This window comes from Pseudomonas sp. 2848 (assembly GCF_003253945.1).
GTDB lineage: Bacteria > Pseudomonadota > Gammaproteobacteria > Pseudomonadales > Pseudomonadaceae > Aquipseudomonas.
Map to the genome: position 1 here is coordinate 76,399 of NZ_QKZD01000003.1, position 16,537 is coordinate 92,935.

Here is a 16,537-nt window from a genome sequence, read left to right on the forward strand (position 1 = left end):
TCGCCAATGAAACCCGCCCCTAGAATTGCCCGGCCCCTCCACCTCTTCCTCGGGAAATCGCCGCTGTGCCGCGTCGCAACATCAGAGCGCTTAGCGCGCTCAGTGCCTGTGCCCTTTGTCTCACCTTGAGCGGCTGTATCGGAACCTGGGGCATCGCCCCGCAAAGCAAGACACTCCAAGCCAACCAACTGACCACTGACGACGCCATCCGTGAGGCTGCGCGTGACGCCCACTGGCCGGCCCAGCAATGGTGGCGCGCCTATGGCGACCCGCAACTCGACGCCTGGATCATCCAGGCCGTGGCCGGCAGCCCGAGCCTGGCGATGGCCGCTGCACGCGTGCGCCAAGCCAAGGCCATGGCGGGCGTGGTCGAGTCGGCGGAAAAGCTGCAGGTCAACGGCACTGCCACGCTCAAGCGCCATAACTGGCCGGAGGATCAGTTCTACGGCCCTGGCGCGTTGTCCGGCGCCAACACCTGGGACAACAACGCCGCCATCGGCTTGAGCTACGCGCTGGACCTGTGGGGCCGTGAGCGCAATGCCAGCGAGCAGGCCGTGGACCAGGCGCACATGAGCGTCGCCGAGGCGCGCCAGGCCCAGCTGGAGCTGGAGAACAACGTGGTGCGCGCCTACATCCAGCTCAGCCTGCATTACGCCCGGCGCGATATCGTGCTGGCCGAGCTTGCGCAGCAGGAGCAGATCGTCGCCCTGGCCAAGCGCCGCCTGGACGGTGGCATCGGTACCCATTTCGAAGTCAGCCAGGCCGAGGCGCCGCTGCCGGAAACCCACCGCCAGATCGACAGCCTCAACGAAGAGATCGCCCTGACCCGCAACCAGCTGGCAGCCCTGGCCGGCAAGGGGCCGGGGGAGGGCGCGACACTGCAACGCCCGACCCTGACCCTCGGCGCGCCGCTGAAACTGCCCTCGAACCTGCCCGCCGAGCTGGTCGGCCAGCGCCCCGACGTGGTTGCCAGCCGCTGGCAGGTGGCGGCCCAGGCCCGTGGCATCGACGTGGCCCACGCCGGGTTCTTCCCCAATGTCGACCTGGTCGGCGGCCTGGGCTTCATGGCCACCGGGGGCGGCCCGCTGGAATTTATCACCGGGCGTAAATTCAACTACAACGTCGGGCCGGCCATCAGCCTGCCGATCTTCGATGGTGGGCGCCTACGCTCGCAGCTGGGCGTGGCCTCGGCGGGCTATGACGTGGCCGTGGCGCACTACAACCAGACGGTGATCGGCGCGTTGAAGAACATCTCCGACCAACTGATCCGCCGTGAGTCGATGAAGGAGCAGGCGCATTTCGCCGCCGAATCCGTGGCCGCCGCGCAGAAGACCTACGACATCGCCACCGTCGCCTTCCAGCGCGGGCTCACCGACTACCTCAACGTGCTCAACGCCCAGACCTTGCTGTTCCGCCAGCAGCAGGTGCAGCAGCAGGTACAGGCCGCACGTTTGGTGGCCCATGCCGAACTGGTCACGGCCCTGGGCGGCGGGCTGGAGGCGGGCAAGGACGTGCCGGACGAAGAGCGCCAGGCCGCACCGAAAACGCCGGCCACCCTGGCCATCTTCGACACGCCGGATTACGCCGAATGAGCACATCGAGCTTGCCCTTGCGCTGGCTGCGGAGCCTGGAATGGCGCCGGGGTTTCTTTGCCTGGGCGCGGACCGACGGCGTCACCTGGGTCTACATCTTCAAAGTCCTGGCCGCCGCCTTCATCACCTTGTGGCTGGCCATGCGCCTGGAGCTGCCGCAGCCGCGCACGGCGATGATCACTGTGTTCATCGTCATGCAGCCGCAGAGCGGCCATGTGTTCGCCAAGAGTTTCTACCGGGTGCTCGGCACCCTGGCCGGCTCGGCGATGATGGTCGCGCTGATCGCGATCTTCCCGCAGAACACCGAGCTGTTCCTGCCCAGCCTGGCCCTGTGGGTCGGCCTGTGCTCGGCGGGCGCCATGCGCTATCGCACCTTCCGCGCCTATGGTTTCGTGCTGGCCGGCTACACCGCGGCGATGATCGGCCTGCCGGTGCTGCAGCACCCCGACCAGGCGTTCATGGCGGCGGTGTGGCGGGTGCTGGAGATTGCCCTGGGGATTCTAGTTTCGACTTTCGTCAGCGCTGCGATCCTGCCGCAATCGGCCAGTGCCGCCATGCGCAACGCCCTCTACCAGCGCTTCGGTGTATTCGCCGGGGTGGTGGTCGAGGCCCTGCGCGGCGACAGCCAGCGCGACCGCTTCGAGACCAGCAACGTGCGCTTTGTCGCCGAGGCGGTGGGCCTGGAGAGCCTGCGCAACGTCACCGCCTTCGAAGACCCGCACATGCGCCGGCGCTCAGGTCGGCTGGTACGCATGAACAGCGAGTTCATGGCCATCACCACGCGTTTCAACGCCCTGCACCGGTTGCTCGAGCGCCTGCGCGCCCGTGGCCCGTTGCAGATCGTCGGCGCCATCGAACCCGGGCTGGCCACCCTGGCCGAGCTGCTGCAGCCCTACGTCGGCCGGGCACTGACCGACGCCGACGCCTTGCGCCTGGCCCTGGAGCTGGGCACCTACAAGGAAGGCCTGCAGGCCCAGGTGCGTGGTCTGCGCGCCGAGTATCTGCAGACCCGCCCCAGCGAGGCCGACCTGCTCGACTTCCACACCGCCTTCGAGCTGCTGTACCGCTTCGTCGACGAGATGTACAGCTACGCCGAGACCCACGCCTCGCTGGCCGTGCACAAGCACGAACGCGAACAGTGGGACGAACCCTATGTGGCCCAGACCAGCTGGCTGGTATCGCTGGCCGCTGGGGTGCGCGCCTCGGCGGTGCTGTTGCTGCTGGGCAGCTACTGGCTGCTCAGCGATTGGCCCAGTGGCGGCATGATGACCCTGATCGCCACGGTCACCGTGGGCCTGTCGGCGGCATCGCCGAACCCCAAGCGCATGGCGTTCCAGATGGCCTGCGGCACGGCGATCGGCGCCTTCGTCGGCTTCTTCGAAACGTTCTTCGTGTTCCCCTGGATCGACGGCTTCGCGCTGTTGTGCATGGTCCTGGCGCCGGTGTTCGTGCTCGGTGCGTTCCTCGCCTCGCGCCCGGCCTATGCCGGTTACGGCCTGGGCCTGCTGGTGTTCTTTGCCATCGGTTCGGTGCCCAACAACCTGACGATCTACAACCCCTACACCTTCATCAATGACTACATCGGCATGGTCATCGGCATGTTCGTCTGCGCCGCGGCCGGGGCGATCATCCTGCCGCCCAACAGCCGCTGGTTGTGGAGCCGCCTGGAGCTGGAGCTGCGCGAGCAGGTGCTGTTCGCCATCAGCGGGCGCCTGCGCGGGCTGGGCTCGGCTTTCGAGAGCCGTACCCGCGACCTGCTGCACCAGGCCTACGGCCTGGCCGCCGGCAAGCCGCAGGTGCAGAGCCAGCTGATGGGCTGGATGTTCACGGTGCTGGAGATCGGCCACGCCATTATCGAGCTGCGCAAGGAGCAGGCTCGCGCCCCGGTGCACCCGGCCTACGCCGAGTCGCAGCCGTGGCGCCAGGCCATCCGTGTCATGGGCCGGGCCCTGGCGCGGTTGTTCCTGCAACCCAGCGCCAGCAACCACGAACGCGCCCTGGTGGCAGTGGACCATGCCATCAGCCGCGTGCAGGCCACCGACGAACCCTTCGCCCGGCACTTCGACACCTCGGTGCTGCGCCGGGCGCAGAGCTACCTGCATTTCATCCGTTCTTCCCTGCTCGACCCACAGTCGCCGCTGGCACCGGCGAAAGGACTGCACGATGCTCCGTGAAACCATGCCCCGCGAGATCGCCTTCCATGGCGTGTACATGCCCACCATGACCTTGATGTTCCTGTTCGCCCTGGGCCTGGCCTGGGGCCTGGACCGGTTCATCGCCAGCCATGATGGCTATCGCTTCTTCTGGCACCCGGCGCTGCTGCGCCTGAGCCTGTTCGTCTGCCTGTTCGGCGCCCTGGCGCTGTCGCTCTACTGGTGAGAATCCTGCAATGAAAAAGTTCTTCAGCCTGATCGCCACCCTGCTGGTGCTGACCGCTGCCGTGGTGATCGGCCGCCAGTTGTGGCTGCACTACATGACCACGCCGTGGACCCGCGACGGCCGGGTGCGCGCCGATATCATCAACGTTGCCGCCGACGTGCCGGGCTATGTGGTGGATGTGCCGGTCAAGGATAACCAGCGGGTGAAGAAGGGCGACGTGCTGATCCGCATCGATCCCGAGCACTATCAGTTGGCGCTGGACCAGGCCAAGGCGTTGGTGGCCTCGCGCAAGGCCACCTGGGAAATGCGCAAGGTCAACGCCAGGCGCCGCGCCGACATGGACAACCTGGTCATCTCGAAAGAGAACCGCGACGACGCCAGCAACATCGCCAGCTCCGCCCTGGCCGACTACCAGCACGCCCAGGCCCAGTTGGCCGCCGCCGAACTGAACCTCAAGCGCACGCAGATCGTTGCCACCGTCGATGGCTATGTGACCAACCTGAACATCCACAAGGGCGATTACGCCCGCACCGGCGAGGCAGTGATGGCGGTGGTGGATGAGCAGTCGTTCTGGGTGTACGGCTTCTTCGAGGAAACCAAGCTGCCCCACGTCAAGGTAGGGGACGTGGCCGAACTGCAGATGATGAGCGGCGAGCGTATCAAAGGGCATGTGGAGAGCATCGCCCGGGGGATCTACGACCGCGACAACCCGCAGAGCCGCGAGCTGATCGCCGATGTGAACCCGACCTTCAACTGGGTGCGCCTGGCGCAGCGGGTGCCGGTGCGGATCCATATCGATGAAGTGCCGGAAGGGTTCCTGCTGGCGGCGGGGACTACGTGTACCGTGGTGGTCAAGCCGAGCGAGGGTTGATCCAGTCCTCGCGCTGACGCCATCGATGCATTGGCAGGCAGGTGTCAGCGCTTGAGGGTGGCGTTGAATCGGGCTGTTGCCGCAGTCGCTTCCTGTAACAGCTGATTCCAGTCATCAGGCGGGTATCCGGTGCCCAGCATGCGACGGAACACTTTGTAGGCATCGTCACTGCTTTCGTAAGCGCGTTTGCAGTCGTCATCGTTTACCCAAACCAGGACGATTATCTTGCTCGACGCGTGATAACGGAAAAACAAACGATATTGCTGGAAGAACTTCGCCCGGAACCAGTGCCGGTGGGCATCTCCCAGGGTGTTGCCCTGGCGATACTCGGTTTTGGTTGGATCCTGCGCGATGCCATCAAAAGCCAGGCGAATAATTGCAGTCAGCCGTTTCCAGGCATTCTTCCTGGTGTAGCTATCGGGGGCCTTGCGCTTCAGGACCTCCAGTTCGTTTTTCAGCTGGTCCAGCTTATCGAGGAACATGGGGTGTGCGAACACCGTCCAGCCAGTTGAAGAAACGGGGGGGGAGGTCAGCATCTGTCATTCATCATCCGCCGAAAGAGGTTGATCCAAATCGAGTTCTTCATCGCCAACCAGTGCCTTCAGGCGAGCGACAAACTCTGCATCGACAACCTTCAAACGTTGCGGGTTGGTGGCGATATCCCGTTCCAGGAATTCGAGGAACTGCCCCACGGCAGGGTCTTCCTCGGCTGTCTCTGCGCGGGTGAGTATCACTGCTCCGTCAGGGCGGATCGAGTAGTGAATCTTGTCACGCTTTTTCAGGCCCAACGCGCGGCGAACGGTTTCGGGGACCGTTGTCTGGTAGCGCTCGGTCAGGGTCGATTCCGCTTCGAAGGTAGTAGCCATGGTCGTCAGTCCGCGAGGGGTAATATCGGCCACGGTAATGCGAGTGCATTACCTGGTCAATGCAGTTGCATTACCTCGTGTGTACTGGCTGATCAACGGTTTTCCTGGCTCAGGCTGCCCCGACCAGCACGGGCACCTTCACCCGGTCGATCACCTTGGCGCTGATCGACGGATCCAGCAGCCTGCCTAGCCGTGACAGGTGGCGGTGGCCGATGATGACCAGTTCGCATTCCAGCTCCCGGGCTTTGGCGACGATCGCCTCCACCGGCTGGCCGGCGACCATGCAGCCCAGGCTGTCGAAGCCGGCTTCGCGCAGCATGCACACGGCGCTGTTCACGGCGTGCTCGGCCAGTTGCTGTTCGTCGCAGGCGGCGGGGTATTCCTCCAGCTCCTGCTCGGTGTAGGCGGTGCGGTTGTCGTGCACGGCGAAGGTCGAGTCGATGGCCAGCAGCACATGCAGGGTGTGCTCGCCGGGGCGGCAGTAGCGCTGGGCGAGGGTGAGCAGGCTGGTGGCTGCCGGGGAGGCGTCGATGGCGATCAGAACCGGGTGGGGCATGGGCAATCCTTTGGAGAATGGATGGCAGTGCTGCGCTCATCGCCGGCAAGTGGCAACGGCGAACCGCGGCGCCCACAGGGAGATGCGCTGCCTGTAGGCGCTGCGGTTCGCCGCCGCGGCTTACCGGCGGTGAGGCCACACCATTGTCGATTCAATAACCTCTACGGATAAATGGTCCCCCACGCACGGCGCCATTGCGTCAGACGCAATCGGCCAACCTGTTACCATCGCGTTTCCCACAGCTGTCACGGAAAACGGCCATGCAACTCCCGGACATGAACCTGCTCGTCGCCCTCGATGTGCTGCTCGACGAAGGCAGTGTGGTGGGCGCCGCCCAGCGCATGAACCTGAGCCCGGCGGCGATGAGCCGGACCCTCGGGCGAATCCGCGAGGCCATGGGCGACCCGATCCTGGTGCGTGCCGGCCGTGGCCTGGTGCCGACCCCGCGAGCGTTGGCCCTGCGCGAACAGGTGCATGGCTTGGTGGAGCAGGCTGGCCTGGTGTTTCGCAGCCGCGATGCCGTCGACCTGGTCAACCTCGACCGCGCCTTCAACATCCGCACCAACGACCTGTTCATTGCCCTGTATGGCGCACAGTTGCTGCGCATGATGCTGGCCCAGGCGCCGCGCACGGTGCTGCGTTTCGTGCCCGAGGGCAGTGGCGATGACGATGCGGTGCTGCGCAACGGGCAGATCGACCTGATCATCAGCTCGGCCATCGAGCTGGGGCCGGAGATCAAGGTGCAGAGCCTGTTCAACACCTACTTCGTCGGCCTGGCCCGTGAGGATCACCCGATCTTCGATGCCGTGATCACTCCCGAGCGTTTTGCCGCCTACCCGCAGATCAGCGTGTCCCGGCGTGGTCGCGCCAACGGGCCGATCGACGTGTCGCTGGCCAACTGCAAGGTGGAGCGGCGAGTGGCGCTGATCACCACCAGCTTCCATTCGGCGATGTTTTCGCTGCCGGATTCGGACCTGATCCTGCCGATACCGGCCAATATCCTCAACAGCGTGCAGCGCTTGAAGCTGCCCTTGCGTTCGTTCGAGATCCCGGTGCCGCTGGAGAAGGTCAACGTGATGCAGGCCTGGCATCCGCGCTTCGACAATGACCCGGCGCACCGCTGGTTGCGGCAGACGTTGAAGGCTTGCGGCAGCATCGATCCTTGATCGGCAAACGTTTACGTTCCATAGCCGGCAAATCAATCTGGATTGCGTCTGGCGCAACATAAAGCTGCCGACAAGTCAGTTTTCGTCAGCATTCGACCTTCTTAGACTTCCCCCAGCCCTTAAAATGTTGCTGGAGATGTCTATCCATGAGTTCCCTGACCGCGCCTTCCGCCGCGCTGGCGGCCGCCCCTGCGCAGACGGCGTTCGGCCTGCGGGTGGTGGTCGGGCTGTTCGGCGTGTTGCTGGCGGTGCTGTGCGCCGGGCTCAACGAGGCGGTGACCAAGATTTCCCTGAGCGACATCCGTGGCGCCATGGGCATCGGTGCCGACGAAGGCGCCTGGCTGCTGGCGGTGTACAGTGCCGCTTCGGTCTCGGCCATGGCCTTCGCGCCGTGGCTGGCCACCACCTTCTCGCTGCGTCGCTTCACCATGACCGCCGTCGGCCTGTTTGCCGTGCTAGGCCTGATCCAACCCTTCGCTCCCAACCTGCACAGCCTGATGTTGCTGCGTGTGCTGCAGGGCTTCGCCTCGGGCGCCTTGCCGCCGATGCTGATGAGCGTGGCGCTGCGCTTCCTGCCACCGGGCATCAAGATATATGGCCTGGCCTGCTATGCCCTGACCGCCACCTTCGGGCCCAACCTCGGCACGCCGCTGGCCGGGCTGTGGACCGAGTACGTCGGTTGGCAGTGGGCGTTCTGGCAGATCATCCTGCCGTCGCTGCTGGCAATCGCCTGTGTCGGCTGGGGCCTGCCCCAGGATCCGCTGCGCCTGGAACGCTTCAGGCAATTGGACTGGCGCGGGGTGCTGCTTGGCCTGCCGGCGATCAGTTGCATCGTCCTTGGCCTGTCGCTGGGCGACCGCTGGGGCTGGTTCGACTCGCCGCTGATCTGCTGGCTGCTCGGTGGCGGTGTGCTGTTGCTGGTGCTGTTCATGTACAACGAGTGGTCTGAGCCATTGCCGTTCTTCCAGTTGCGCATGCTCTCGCGGCGCAACCTGAGCTTCGCCCTGGTGACCCTGGCCGGTGTGCTGGTGGTGTTGTCCGGGGTGGGCAGCATTCCTTCGGCGTACCTGGCGCAGATCCAGGGCTACCGCCCGGCGCAAACCAGCCCGCTGATGCTGCTGGTGGCCATGCCGCAGTTGCTCGCCCTGCCGCTCACCGCAGCGCTGTGCAACATCCGCGCGGTGGACTGCCGTTGGGTGCTGGCCGTGGGCCTGGCGATGCTGGCGGCGTCGTGTATGGGTAGCAGCCTGCTGACCTCGCAGTGGATTCGCGGCGACTTCTACCCCTTCTACCTGCTGCAGGTGTTCGGCCAGCCGATGGCGGTGCTGCCCTTGCTGATGCTCTCCACCAATGGCATGACCCCGCAGGAAGGGCCGTTCGCTTCCGCCTGGTTCAACACGGTCAAAGGATTGTCCGCGGTGATCGCCGGCGGCCTGCTCGACGCCCTTGGCACCCTGCGCCGGCATTTTCATTCCAACCACCTGGTCGACAGCCTGGGCAACGCGCCGCTGATCGACGACAACGCCGCTGGCCTGGCCAAGCGCATCCATGAACAGGCCCTGGTGCTGACCTCGGCCGACCTCTACCTGGTGATGGCGGGTATCGCCGTCGCCATGATCTGCCTGATCCCCTTCGTGCCTACCCGGATCTTCCCGCCGCGTGCGGTGGCCTGAAGCCGGGGCTGAACTCGAGATAGAAAGATGACCAACAACCGCAAGACGCTCTTCATCGGCTCGGCACTCGCCGTGGCCGTGCTCGCCGCCCTGGTCGGCCCCTGGATGTTCGGCAGCGATCATCGCCAGCGCACCAACGACGCCTACGTGACCGCCGACTACACGGTAGTGGCGCCGAAGGTGGCGGGCTTCATCAAGGAGGTGCTGGTGGAGGACAACCAGCAGGTGAGTGCCGGCCAGTTGCTGGCGACCATCGACCCGCGCGACTACCAGGCCGCGCTCGACGCCGCCCAGGCCCAGCTGTTGGTGGCCAGGGCGCAGAGCCTGGATGCCCGCGCCACCCTCGAACGCCAGGCCTCGTTGATCGCCCAGGCCGAGGCGGCGGTGAAGGCGGCCCAGGCCGAGGCGGCCTTCGCCGACCACGAGGTGACCCGCTACAGCCGCCTGGCCGAGCAAGGCGCCGGCACCGTGCAGAATGCCCAGCAGGCGCGCAGCGGCGTCGACCAGGCCCGTGCGCGGTTGGCCAACAGCCAGGCGGCGCTGCTGGCCACGCGCAAGCAGGTGGACATCCTCAGCGCCCAGGTGGCCAGCGCCGATGGCCAGCTCAAGCGTGCCGAAGCCGGGCTGGAAAAAGCCCGGCTGGACCTGTCCTACACCCGCATCACCGCACCGGTCGACGGTATGGTCGGCGAGCGCGCCCTGCGCATCGGGGCCTACGTCAATCCGGGGGCGCGGCTGCTGTCGGTGGTGCCGTTGGAGCGCGCCTATATCGTCGGCAACTTCCAGGAGACCCAACTGACCCATGTGCAACCGGGGCAACCGGTGAGTATCAGCGTCGATACCTTCTCCGGCGAGCAACTGCACGGCCGTGTCGAGAGTATCGCCCCGGCCACCGGGGTGACCTTCGCCGCCGTGAAGCCGGACAACGCCACCGGCAACTTCACCAAGGTGGTGCAGCGCATTCCGGTGAAGATCGTCTTCGATGACGGCCAGCCGCTGTTGGCGCGCCTGCGCGTGGGCATGTCGGTGGAAGCGACCATCGATACCCACGGCGACACGCTGGCCGGCAAAGAGGTGACTGCGCGATGAGACGCCTGAGCCCTCTGCTGCTGGCCATGCTGCTGGCCGGCTGCACCCTCGGCCCGGACTTCCGGCGCCCGGACAGCGAGGCGCCCAAGGACTGGGCCGAACTGCAAGGCGCTGCCGCGGCCAGCCAGCCGGTGGCCGAACCGCTGGAACTGCGCTGGTGGGACAGCTTCCATGACCCGCGCCTGAGCGCGCTGATCCAGAAGGTCACCGAACGCAACCTCGACCTGCGCATGGCCAGTGCCCGCCTGTTGCAAAGCCGCGCCTTGCGCAGCAGCGTGGCGGCGGACGAGCTGCCGGCAGTGGACGTGAACGCCGGGTACAGCCGTGCGCGCAACAGCGCCGAGGGCCTGAACGACCCGTCCGGCAAGTCCGGCAAGTCGGCGTACAACCTCTGGCAAGGCGACCTGGTGGCCGGCTGGGAACTTGACCTGTGGGGGCGTGTGCGCCGCCAGGTCGAGGCCGCCGACGCGAGCGTGGCGGTGGCGGAGAACGACCGCCGGGGCGTGTTGCTGGCCTTGCTTGCGGAAACCGCCGGCAACTACATCCAGTTGCGTGCCGTGCAGCACACCCTGGACATCACCCAGGACAACCTCAAGGTTGCCCGCCACAGCCTGAAGTTGTCCGAAGGTCGTCAGGCTGAAGGGGTCGCTACCCGCCTCGACGTAGCCCAGGCCAGCGCCCAGGTTGCTTCGATCGAGGCGCGCCTGCCGACCCTGCAAGCCCGTCGCGACGACCTGATCAACGCCCTCGGCTTGCTCGCTGCCGAACCACCACGCAGCCTGCAGCGTGAGCTGCTGCAAGGTGGCGAGCTGCCAGCGCCGCAGCAGCGCTTCGCCATCGGCGTGCCTTCGGAGCTGGCCGAGCGCCGGCCGGACATTCGCCAGGCCGAGGCCCGCCTGCATGCCGCCACCGCCAGCATCGGCGTGGCCAAGGCGGACTTCTACCCGAGCATCCGCTTGTCCGGGAGTGTCGGTTTCCAGGCCATGCAACTGTCCGATTTCGGCGGGTGGGATTCGCGCCGGTTCGCCTTCGGCCCGCAGCTGTCGCTGCCGATCTTCGAGGGCGGGCGGCTCAAGGGCACCCTGGAGCTGCGCGAGGCCCAGCAGCAGGAGGCGGCGCTGAACTACCGCAAGGTGGTGCTCGGTGCCTGGCACGAGATCGACGACGTGCTGCGCCTGTACAACGCCAGCCAGCTGCGCCGTGATCACCTGGCCGAGGCGGTGCGGCAGAACCGCATCGCCCTGGAGACCGCGCAGCGCCAGTACGTGGAAGGGGCGGTGGACTTTCTCAACGTGCTGACGGTGCAGTCGGCGCTGCTGGCCAGTGAGGAACAGTGGATCGACAGTTCGGCGGCGGTGTCGCAGGCGTTGGTCGGGCTATACAAGGCGCTGGGCGGCGGCTGGCAGGCGTTCGATCAGGTTTGAAAGGCATCGCGGGGCAAGCCCGCTCCCACGATGCCTTGTGTCGTCAGAGCGGTCGCAAAAGTCCGAAACGCTTGCGCAACACCCAATCCAACAGCCTCTGCGGCAGCACCCGGGCCATCAACGGCAACGCCGTGCTGCCATTGCCGATACGCACCAGCGCCGGCACGGGCGACTTGCGCGTGGCGGCCAGCAGGCGCTGGGCAAACACTGCCGCCGAAGTCGGTCGGTCCTGCGAGGCCCGCGCCCGGGCCTGTACCTGTTCGCGCAACGGCCACCATGGCGAATCGCTCGCCAGTACCTGCTCGGCCTGTTGCTGGGCATTGCTGGCGAACTGCGAGGCGATCGCCCCCGGCTGCACTTCCATCACCCGAATGCCGAACGGCGCCAGCTCCAGGCGCAAGGCATCGGTCAGCCCGTGCACGGCGGCCTTCGACGCGCAGTACGCACCGGCGAACGGGGTGACCAGCACGCCCGAGACACTGCCGATGTTCACCACCAGCCCACGCGAGCGGCGCAGCAGCGGGAACAGCGCGCGGGTCACGCCGACCAGGGCGAAGACATTGGTTTCGAACTGTTGGCGCATGGCCTCGACACCGCCGTCAAGCAGCGGGCCCATGGCGCCGTAACCGGCGTTGTTGATGAGGATATCAAGGCCGCCGTGGCGGTCTTCCAGCTCGTCGGCCAGGCGGGTCAGTGCCTCGCCGTCATTCACATCCAGTTGGCGTGCGGCAAAGCCGGCGGCGAGCAGGGCGTCGACGTTGTCGGGCTTGCGAGCGGTGGCCCAGACTTCGTGGCCGGCATCGCGAAAGGCGTCGGCCAGGGCGCGGCCGATGCCGCTGGAACAACCGGTGATGAGGACGGTGGGCATGGGGCGGGCCTGTGTTCAGTTGGACATGGGTGTCATGGCTACCGGCCTCATCGCGGGGCAAGCCCCCACGTTGTAAGTTCAGGCGTGGGAGCGGGCTTGCCCCGCGATGAGGCCGGACTCAATTGGCGAATGTACCTTGCAGATGTTCGGCACGAAACTCCAGGGTCTGCGGCCGATACCCCGAGCGCAGCGGCGGCACCGGCAGGCAGTCGCTCCACTCGACGCCCGGCTGCAATTCGCCGGGACCGCGATAGCGGGGTGCTGCATAGGTATTCTCGGCAAGGTTCACGGTATCGCCGGGTGCATAGGCGGCCACGCGCCAGCGCAGTTCGGTCAGCGGCGCCTTGTTGCCGTTCTTCATGCGCACCTGCAGGGCGCGGTCGGCGGGGCACTGGTCGGGGGCGTAGGTCAGGCGAATGTCCAGGCGCGCCAGCTGCGAGGCCTCGCGGGTGTCCTGCCAGACCACCCCTAGCGCCACCAGGCCCAGGCCGCACACGGCGGCCAGGGAAATCGGCAGGGCCTTGGCCGGGTAACGCAGCAGCAGGACCAGCCAGGTGAGGATGAGCAGGGCGCCGATGATCATGGTGGGGCAGGCCTTGGTGGCGGGGGTTTGATCATCTTGGAGCGCCAAGCTGCAAGCTGCAAGCCACAAGAAAAAGCGGGAGCGCGACGAATCGAGCATTTCGATTCACCGCGCCCCCGCTTTTTCTTGCAGCTCGCAGCTGTTACTGCGCGATGGTCTTCACCGAAACCCCACGCTCCACCGGCGTCGAGGTGCGCCCATACACATCCTCGAAGCGCTCGATGTCATCCTCGCCCAGGTAGCTGCCGGACTGCACCTCGATGATCTCCAGCGGGATCTTGCCTGGATTGCGCAGGCGGTGCACCGAGGCGATGGGGATATAGGTGGACTGGTTCTCGGTCAGCAGGAACACGTTCTCGTCGCAGGTCACCTCAGCGGTGCCGGACACCACGATCCAGTGCTCGGCGCGGTGGTGGTGCATCTGCAGCGACAGGCTGGCGCCCGGCTTGACGGTGATGTGCTTGACCTGGAACCGCCCGCCCATGTCCACCGAGTCGTACGAGCCCCAGGGGCGGTAGACTTCCAGGTGGTTCTGGGTCTCGGTCCGGCCCTGGGCGTCGAGGGTGTTGACCAGTTGCTTGACGCCTTGGACCTTGTCCTTGTGGGCGATCATCATGGCGTCCTTGGTTTCGACCACCACGATGTTCTCCAGGCCAATCACCGACACCAGCTTGCCATTGCCGTGAATCATGCAGTTGTGGCTGTCCTGCACCACCACGTCGCCCTTCGTCACGTTGCCGTTGTCGTCCTTCTCGTGCACATCCCACAGCGACGACCAGCAGCCCACGTCGCTCCAGCCGGCCGACAGCGGCACCACGCAGGCGCGCTGGGTCTTCTCCATCACCGCGTAGTCGATGGAGTTGTCCGGGCAGCAGGCGAAGGTGGCTTCGTCGATGCTCAGCACATCGGCGTCTTCGTCGCTGCGCTCCAGGGCCAGCAGGCAGGTGTCGTAGATGTCCGCATCGTGCTTTTTCAGCTCTTCCAGGAAGCGGCTGGCGCGGAACAGGAACATGCCGCTGTTCCAGAAGTAGCCACCGGCGCGGACGAACTCGTTGGCGCGTTTCTCGTCGGGTTTCTCGACGAACTGCGCGACCCGCGCCACGCCCTCGGGCAGCAGCGAATCCTGGCTGGAACGGATGTAGCCGTAGCCGGTCTCGGGCTTGGTCGCCGGCACCCCGAACAGCACCATCTCGCCGCGCTCGGCGGCCACGGTGGCCAGGGCCAGGGCGCGCTGCAGGGCCTTCTGGTCCTCGATCACGTGGTCGGCCGGGAGCACCAGCATCAGCTCGTCACGGCCTTCATTGACCAGCTTCATCGCGGTGATGGCCACTGCCGGCGCGGTGTTGCGGCCGAACGGCTCCATGAGGATGGCCTGGGTTTCCAGCTTCAGCGCGGCCAGCTGCTCCTGGACGATGAACTTGTGGTCCTTGTTGCAGACCACGATGGGGGTGTCCATGCCATCGAACACCAGGCGTTCGATGGTCTGCTGGAACAGGGTGTGTTCGCCGGTCAGGGCCAGGAACTGCTTGGGGAACTGCTTGCGCGACAGAGGCCACAGACGCGAACCGCTACCACCAGAAAGAATTACCGGGATCATCATGTTTCTCCAATAGTCGTTTAGAGGCAGGGGGATCAGTTGCTAGCCACGGGGCGAGTTACCCACACCGGCGACAGGCTGTTGCCGGAACCGGTGACATACAGCACGGCCGCTTCGCCGCGCTCCAGGGCGACGGGCTTGACGTCGCCGACCTTCTTGTCGCCTGCATACAGGGCAAGGTTGACCTTGACCGGGTTGATTTCACGTTCGCCACGGCCCTTGGCGGCCACCGGCTTGACCACTTCGGTCTTGCCGTCGGCGGTCTTCAGGGTCAGTTGCTGGTCGCTGAGGTTCTGCACCCGCACCAGGGCTTTCTGCTTGTTCTTGAACGGTGGCTCCTCGATCAGCTGCGGGTTGCCGCCGTTGTTGTTGACCAGGGTGTAGTACTTGTCGGCGGCCAGCTTGACCGGCACGCTCTTGCCGCCGACCTGGGCGGTGTAGTCGCCGCCGGGCAGGAAGCTGAAGTCGCTGCTGGCCTGGGCGCCGACCTGCTTGATCTGGGTGTTGCCGACGCTGGCGGCGGTGGGGTTGCTGGCGGCGTTGTACAGGCGCACGAAGGTCGAGCCCTTCGGCGCGCTCGGGCCATAGAGGGCGGCATCGGCGCCGGCGAAGGCCTGCATCGAGGCCAGGGACAGGCCGGCGGCGAGGGTGAGGGCTTTGGCAATGGAAGTCTTGGTGGTCATGTGCGTGTTCCTCTCTATCTTCAGTGGTCCGTCCGGTTGGACGACAGGGCCAGGTTTTCTTCGGATTTGCGGGAGTTCTTCAGCTGCGCGATCCACTGCGGATCGAAGGCGCTGAGGTCGTTCTTCATTGGCAGATACCGTTCGGGGAATTCCCACACCACGACCTGTGGCGGGGCGTTCTTGAAAGCTTCGCTTTGCAGGTACTTGAGCATTGGCAGCAACGGCCCGTGGCCGTCTTCGGCGTAGTTGGCGACGTCGCTGCGCAGGGCCTGCTGCAGGGCGCCGAGGAAGTTCCAGTGCGGGTTGGCGCTGTAGCTGGTGCCTACCAGCGCCACCGGGATGCGACTGTCGTCGAACAGCGCGTCGCCACCTTCGCCGCCCTCGGCCTGCACCGGGTGGGTCTTGCGTTGTTGCAGGGTGTCGGGAGTGGGCAGCAGGTTGCTGAACAGCGGGTCCAACGGCAGGAAGTTGGTCAGGTCACCCTTGTACGGCGCGCTGGCGCCGGCCTCGGTGATGTACGCCTGTGGCTCGCCGGTGAGCAGCTGCTGGCGGTCGACGGCTTCGGCCAGCGATTGCGCAACCACTTCGGCGCCCATCGGCGTCCAGTGGGTGTCGGTGCGCAGGAACACCTGGCCGCGGGCCTTGGCCTGCTCCAGCGGCGCCAGCAGGTCGGGGGCGAACACATTGGCCTGGCGCGCCTGGGCGTGGAACTGGTTGAACAGGTCGTCGTGCAGGCTGGCCGGCGTCTCCTTGCCGATGTATTCGGAATAGAGGCGGGCCTTGGCCGGGACGATCGCCAGCACCAGCTGCACGCCCTGGCGTTGCAGTGTGTCACGCACCCCACGCACCAGTGCCAGGTTGTCCTGCATCTGTTGCTGCGCGCCGGCGGTGGGGTTGAATTCCTCGTCGGTGAACAGCCACTGGTCGCGGCCCAGCACCACGCCGGGGCGGCCTTCGTTGAACAGCTTGAAGTCCAGCGCGGCCCACAGGTTGGTGCCGACGCGCTTGATCGGGAATTGCTCGTCGTAGTGGGTTTCGGCGGCCTTGGCCAGCTTGCCGTCGAGCAGGGTCATCTGCCCGGTGCGGTTGAAGCTTTCCAGCCCGCCGACCGACCATGCGCCCAACCCGACCAGCAGGCCCATGAACGACAGCGAATAGGTGATGCGAAGTGTCCGGTTCATGATTCAGGC

The 16,537-nt window shown here is 66.0% G+C and carries 16 protein-coding genes; 8 read left to right on the forward strand and 8 right to left on the reverse strand.

The annotated features are described in order from the left end of the window. Window positions 1–65: 65 nt before the first annotated feature. From DFS21_RS07525 to DFS21_RS07540, 4 genes are read left to right on the forward strand one after another with little or no spacing between them, the layout of a single operon-like run. Window positions 66–1,592, forward strand: a complete 1,527-nt coding sequence (locus DFS21_RS07525; RefSeq protein ID WP_102682112.1) for an efflux transporter outer membrane subunit — start codon at window positions 66–68, stop codon at window positions 1,590–1,592. Then, entirely contained in the window at window positions 1,589–3,766 is a 2,178-nt protein-coding gene (locus DFS21_RS07530; protein WP_111532075.1) for an FUSC family protein, read from the forward strand. The genes DFS21_RS07525 and DFS21_RS07530 overlap by 4 nt, the downstream gene beginning before the upstream one ends. Window positions 3,767–3,770: 4 nt before the next feature. Beyond that, a complete protein-coding gene (locus DFS21_RS07535; RefSeq protein ID WP_008097766.1) occupies window positions 3,771–3,971 on the forward strand; it encodes a DUF1656 domain-containing protein in 201 nt (66 codons plus the stop codon). A gap of 10 nt (window positions 3,972–3,981) precedes the next feature. Then, window positions 3,982–4,842 carry an HlyD family secretion protein gene (locus DFS21_RS07540; RefSeq protein WP_102682110.1) on the forward strand — a complete coding sequence of 287 codons (861 nt, stop codon included), beginning with the start codon at window positions 3,982–3,984 and terminating at the stop codon, window positions 4,840–4,842. Window positions 4,843–4,886: 44 nt separating this feature from the next. Here the strand turns inward: DFS21_RS07540 and DFS21_RS07545 are convergent, their stop codons facing one another. The 3 genes from DFS21_RS07545 to DFS21_RS07555 form a co-directional block, all read right to left on the reverse strand. Further along, complete coding sequence (locus tag DFS21_RS07545; protein ID WP_111532076.1) at window positions 4,887–5,378, reverse strand: type II toxin-antitoxin system YhaV family toxin; 492 nt, start codon at window positions 5,376–5,378, stop codon at window positions 4,887–4,889. A gap of 3 nt (window positions 5,379–5,381) precedes the next feature. Continuing rightward, window positions 5,382–5,708, reverse strand: a complete 327-nt coding sequence (locus DFS21_RS07550; RefSeq protein ID WP_102682108.1) for a type II toxin-antitoxin system PrlF family antitoxin — start codon at window positions 5,706–5,708, stop codon at window positions 5,382–5,384. 109 nt (window positions 5,709–5,817) lie between these two features. Then, window positions 5,818–6,264 carry a universal stress protein gene (locus tag DFS21_RS07555; RefSeq protein WP_111532077.1) on the reverse strand — a complete coding sequence of 149 codons (447 nt, stop codon included), beginning with the start codon at window positions 6,262–6,264 and terminating at the stop codon, window positions 5,818–5,820. 260 nt (window positions 6,265–6,524) lie between these two features. On the opposite strand from DFS21_RS07555, the gene DFS21_RS07560 reads away from it, so the two are divergent. From DFS21_RS07560 to DFS21_RS07575, 4 genes are all read left to right on the forward strand, one after another. Next, entirely contained in the window at window positions 6,525–7,430 is a 906-nt protein-coding gene (locus DFS21_RS07560) for a LysR family transcriptional regulator (protein WP_102682106.1), read from the forward strand. A 146-nt stretch (window positions 7,431–7,576) separates the two neighbouring features. Further along, a complete protein-coding gene (locus DFS21_RS07565) occupies window positions 7,577–9,103 on the forward strand; it encodes an MFS transporter (protein ID WP_111532078.1) in 1,527 nt (508 codons plus the stop codon). Between the two features lie 27 nt (window positions 9,104–9,130). After that, entirely contained in the window at window positions 9,131–10,192 is a 1,062-nt protein-coding gene (locus DFS21_RS07570) for an HlyD family secretion protein (RefSeq protein WP_102682104.1), read from the forward strand. Beyond that, window positions 10,189–11,616, forward strand: a complete 1,428-nt coding sequence (locus tag DFS21_RS07575; RefSeq protein WP_110699984.1) for an efflux transporter outer membrane subunit — start codon at window positions 10,189–10,191, stop codon at window positions 11,614–11,616. Before DFS21_RS07570 ends, DFS21_RS07575 begins: the two co-directional genes overlap by 4 nt. Before the next feature lie 43 nt (window positions 11,617–11,659). On the opposite strand, the gene DFS21_RS07580 is transcribed toward DFS21_RS07575, so the two are convergent. The 5 genes from DFS21_RS07580 to DFS21_RS07600 all read right to left on the reverse strand — a co-directional run bounded on the left by DFS21_RS07580 (window position 11,660) and on the right by DFS21_RS07600 (window position 16,528). Beyond that, window positions 11,660–12,484, reverse strand: coding sequence for an SDR family oxidoreductase (locus DFS21_RS07580; RefSeq protein ID WP_111532079.1), 825 nt, complete (start codon window positions 12,482–12,484; stop codon window positions 11,660–11,662). Between the two features lie 118 nt (window positions 12,485–12,602). Beyond that, the gene (locus tag DFS21_RS07585) at window positions 12,603–13,067 is read right to left on the reverse strand and encodes a multidrug transporter (RefSeq protein WP_102682166.1); all 465 of its coding nucleotides are present in this window, start codon (window positions 13,065–13,067) and stop codon (window positions 12,603–12,605) included. Window positions 13,068–13,209: 142 nt separating this feature from the next. Beyond that, window positions 13,210–14,664 (reverse strand): mannose-1-phosphate guanylyltransferase/mannose-6-phosphate isomerase, encoded by a 1,455-nt coding sequence (locus tag DFS21_RS07590; protein ID WP_111532080.1) that lies wholly within the window; start codon window positions 14,662–14,664, stop codon window positions 13,210–13,212. Window positions 14,665–14,699: 35 nt separating this feature from the next. Next, entirely contained in the window at window positions 14,700–15,347 is a 648-nt protein-coding gene (locus DFS21_RS07595) for an alginate O-acetyltransferase AlgF (RefSeq protein WP_111532081.1), read from the reverse strand. Between the two features lie 20 nt (window positions 15,348–15,367). Continuing rightward, window positions 15,368–16,528, reverse strand: a complete 1,161-nt coding sequence (locus tag DFS21_RS07600; RefSeq protein WP_111532082.1) for an alginate O-acetyltransferase — start codon at window positions 16,526–16,528, stop codon at window positions 15,368–15,370. Window positions 16,529–16,537 lie beyond the last annotated feature (9 nt).

Coding starts and splice junctions, on each gene's coding strand:
- DFS21_RS07530 (WP_111532075.1), top strand. CDS start 1,589: ATGAGCACATCGAGCTTGCCCTTGCGCTGGCTGCGGAGCCTGGAATGG.
- DFS21_RS07535 (WP_008097766.1), top strand. CDS start 3,771: ATGCCCCGCGAGATCGCCTTCCATGGCGTGTACATGCCCACCATGACC.
- DFS21_RS07540 (WP_102682110.1), top strand. CDS start 3,982: ATGAAAAAGTTCTTCAGCCTGATCGCCACCCTGCTGGTGCTGACCGCT.
- DFS21_RS07545 (WP_111532076.1), bottom strand. CDS start 5,378: ATGCTGACCTCCCCCCCCGTTTCTTCAACTGGCTGGACGGTGTTCGCA.
- DFS21_RS07550 (WP_102682108.1), bottom strand. CDS start 5,708: ATGGCTACTACCTTCGAAGCGGAATCGACCCTGACCGAGCGCTACCAG.
- DFS21_RS07555 (WP_111532077.1), bottom strand. CDS start 6,264: ATGCCCCACCCGGTTCTGATCGCCATCGACGCCTCCCCGGCAGCCACC.
- DFS21_RS07560 (WP_102682106.1), top strand. CDS start 6,525: ATGCAACTCCCGGACATGAACCTGCTCGTCGCCCTCGATGTGCTGCTC.
- DFS21_RS07565 (WP_111532078.1), top strand. CDS start 7,577: ATGAGTTCCCTGACCGCGCCTTCCGCCGCGCTGGCGGCCGCCCCTGCG.
- DFS21_RS07570 (WP_102682104.1), top strand. CDS start 9,131: ATGACCAACAACCGCAAGACGCTCTTCATCGGCTCGGCACTCGCCGTG.
- DFS21_RS07575 (WP_110699984.1), top strand. CDS start 10,189: ATGAGACGCCTGAGCCCTCTGCTGCTGGCCATGCTGCTGGCCGGCTGC.
- DFS21_RS07580 (WP_111532079.1), bottom strand. CDS start 12,484: ATGCCCACCGTCCTCATCACCGGTTGTTCCAGCGGCATCGGCCGCGCC.
- DFS21_RS07585 (WP_102682166.1), bottom strand. CDS start 13,067: ATGATCATCGGCGCCCTGCTCATCCTCACCTGGCTGGTCCTGCTGCTG.
- DFS21_RS07590 (WP_111532080.1), bottom strand. CDS start 14,664: ATGATCCCGGTAATTCTTTCTGGTGGTAGCGGTTCGCGTCTGTGGCCT.
- DFS21_RS07595 (WP_111532081.1), bottom strand. CDS start 15,347: ATGACCACCAAGACTTCCATTGCCAAAGCCCTCACCCTCGCCGCCGGC.
- DFS21_RS07600 (WP_111532082.1), bottom strand. CDS start 16,528: ATGAACCGGACACTTCGCATCACCTATTCGCTGTCGTTCATGGGCCTG.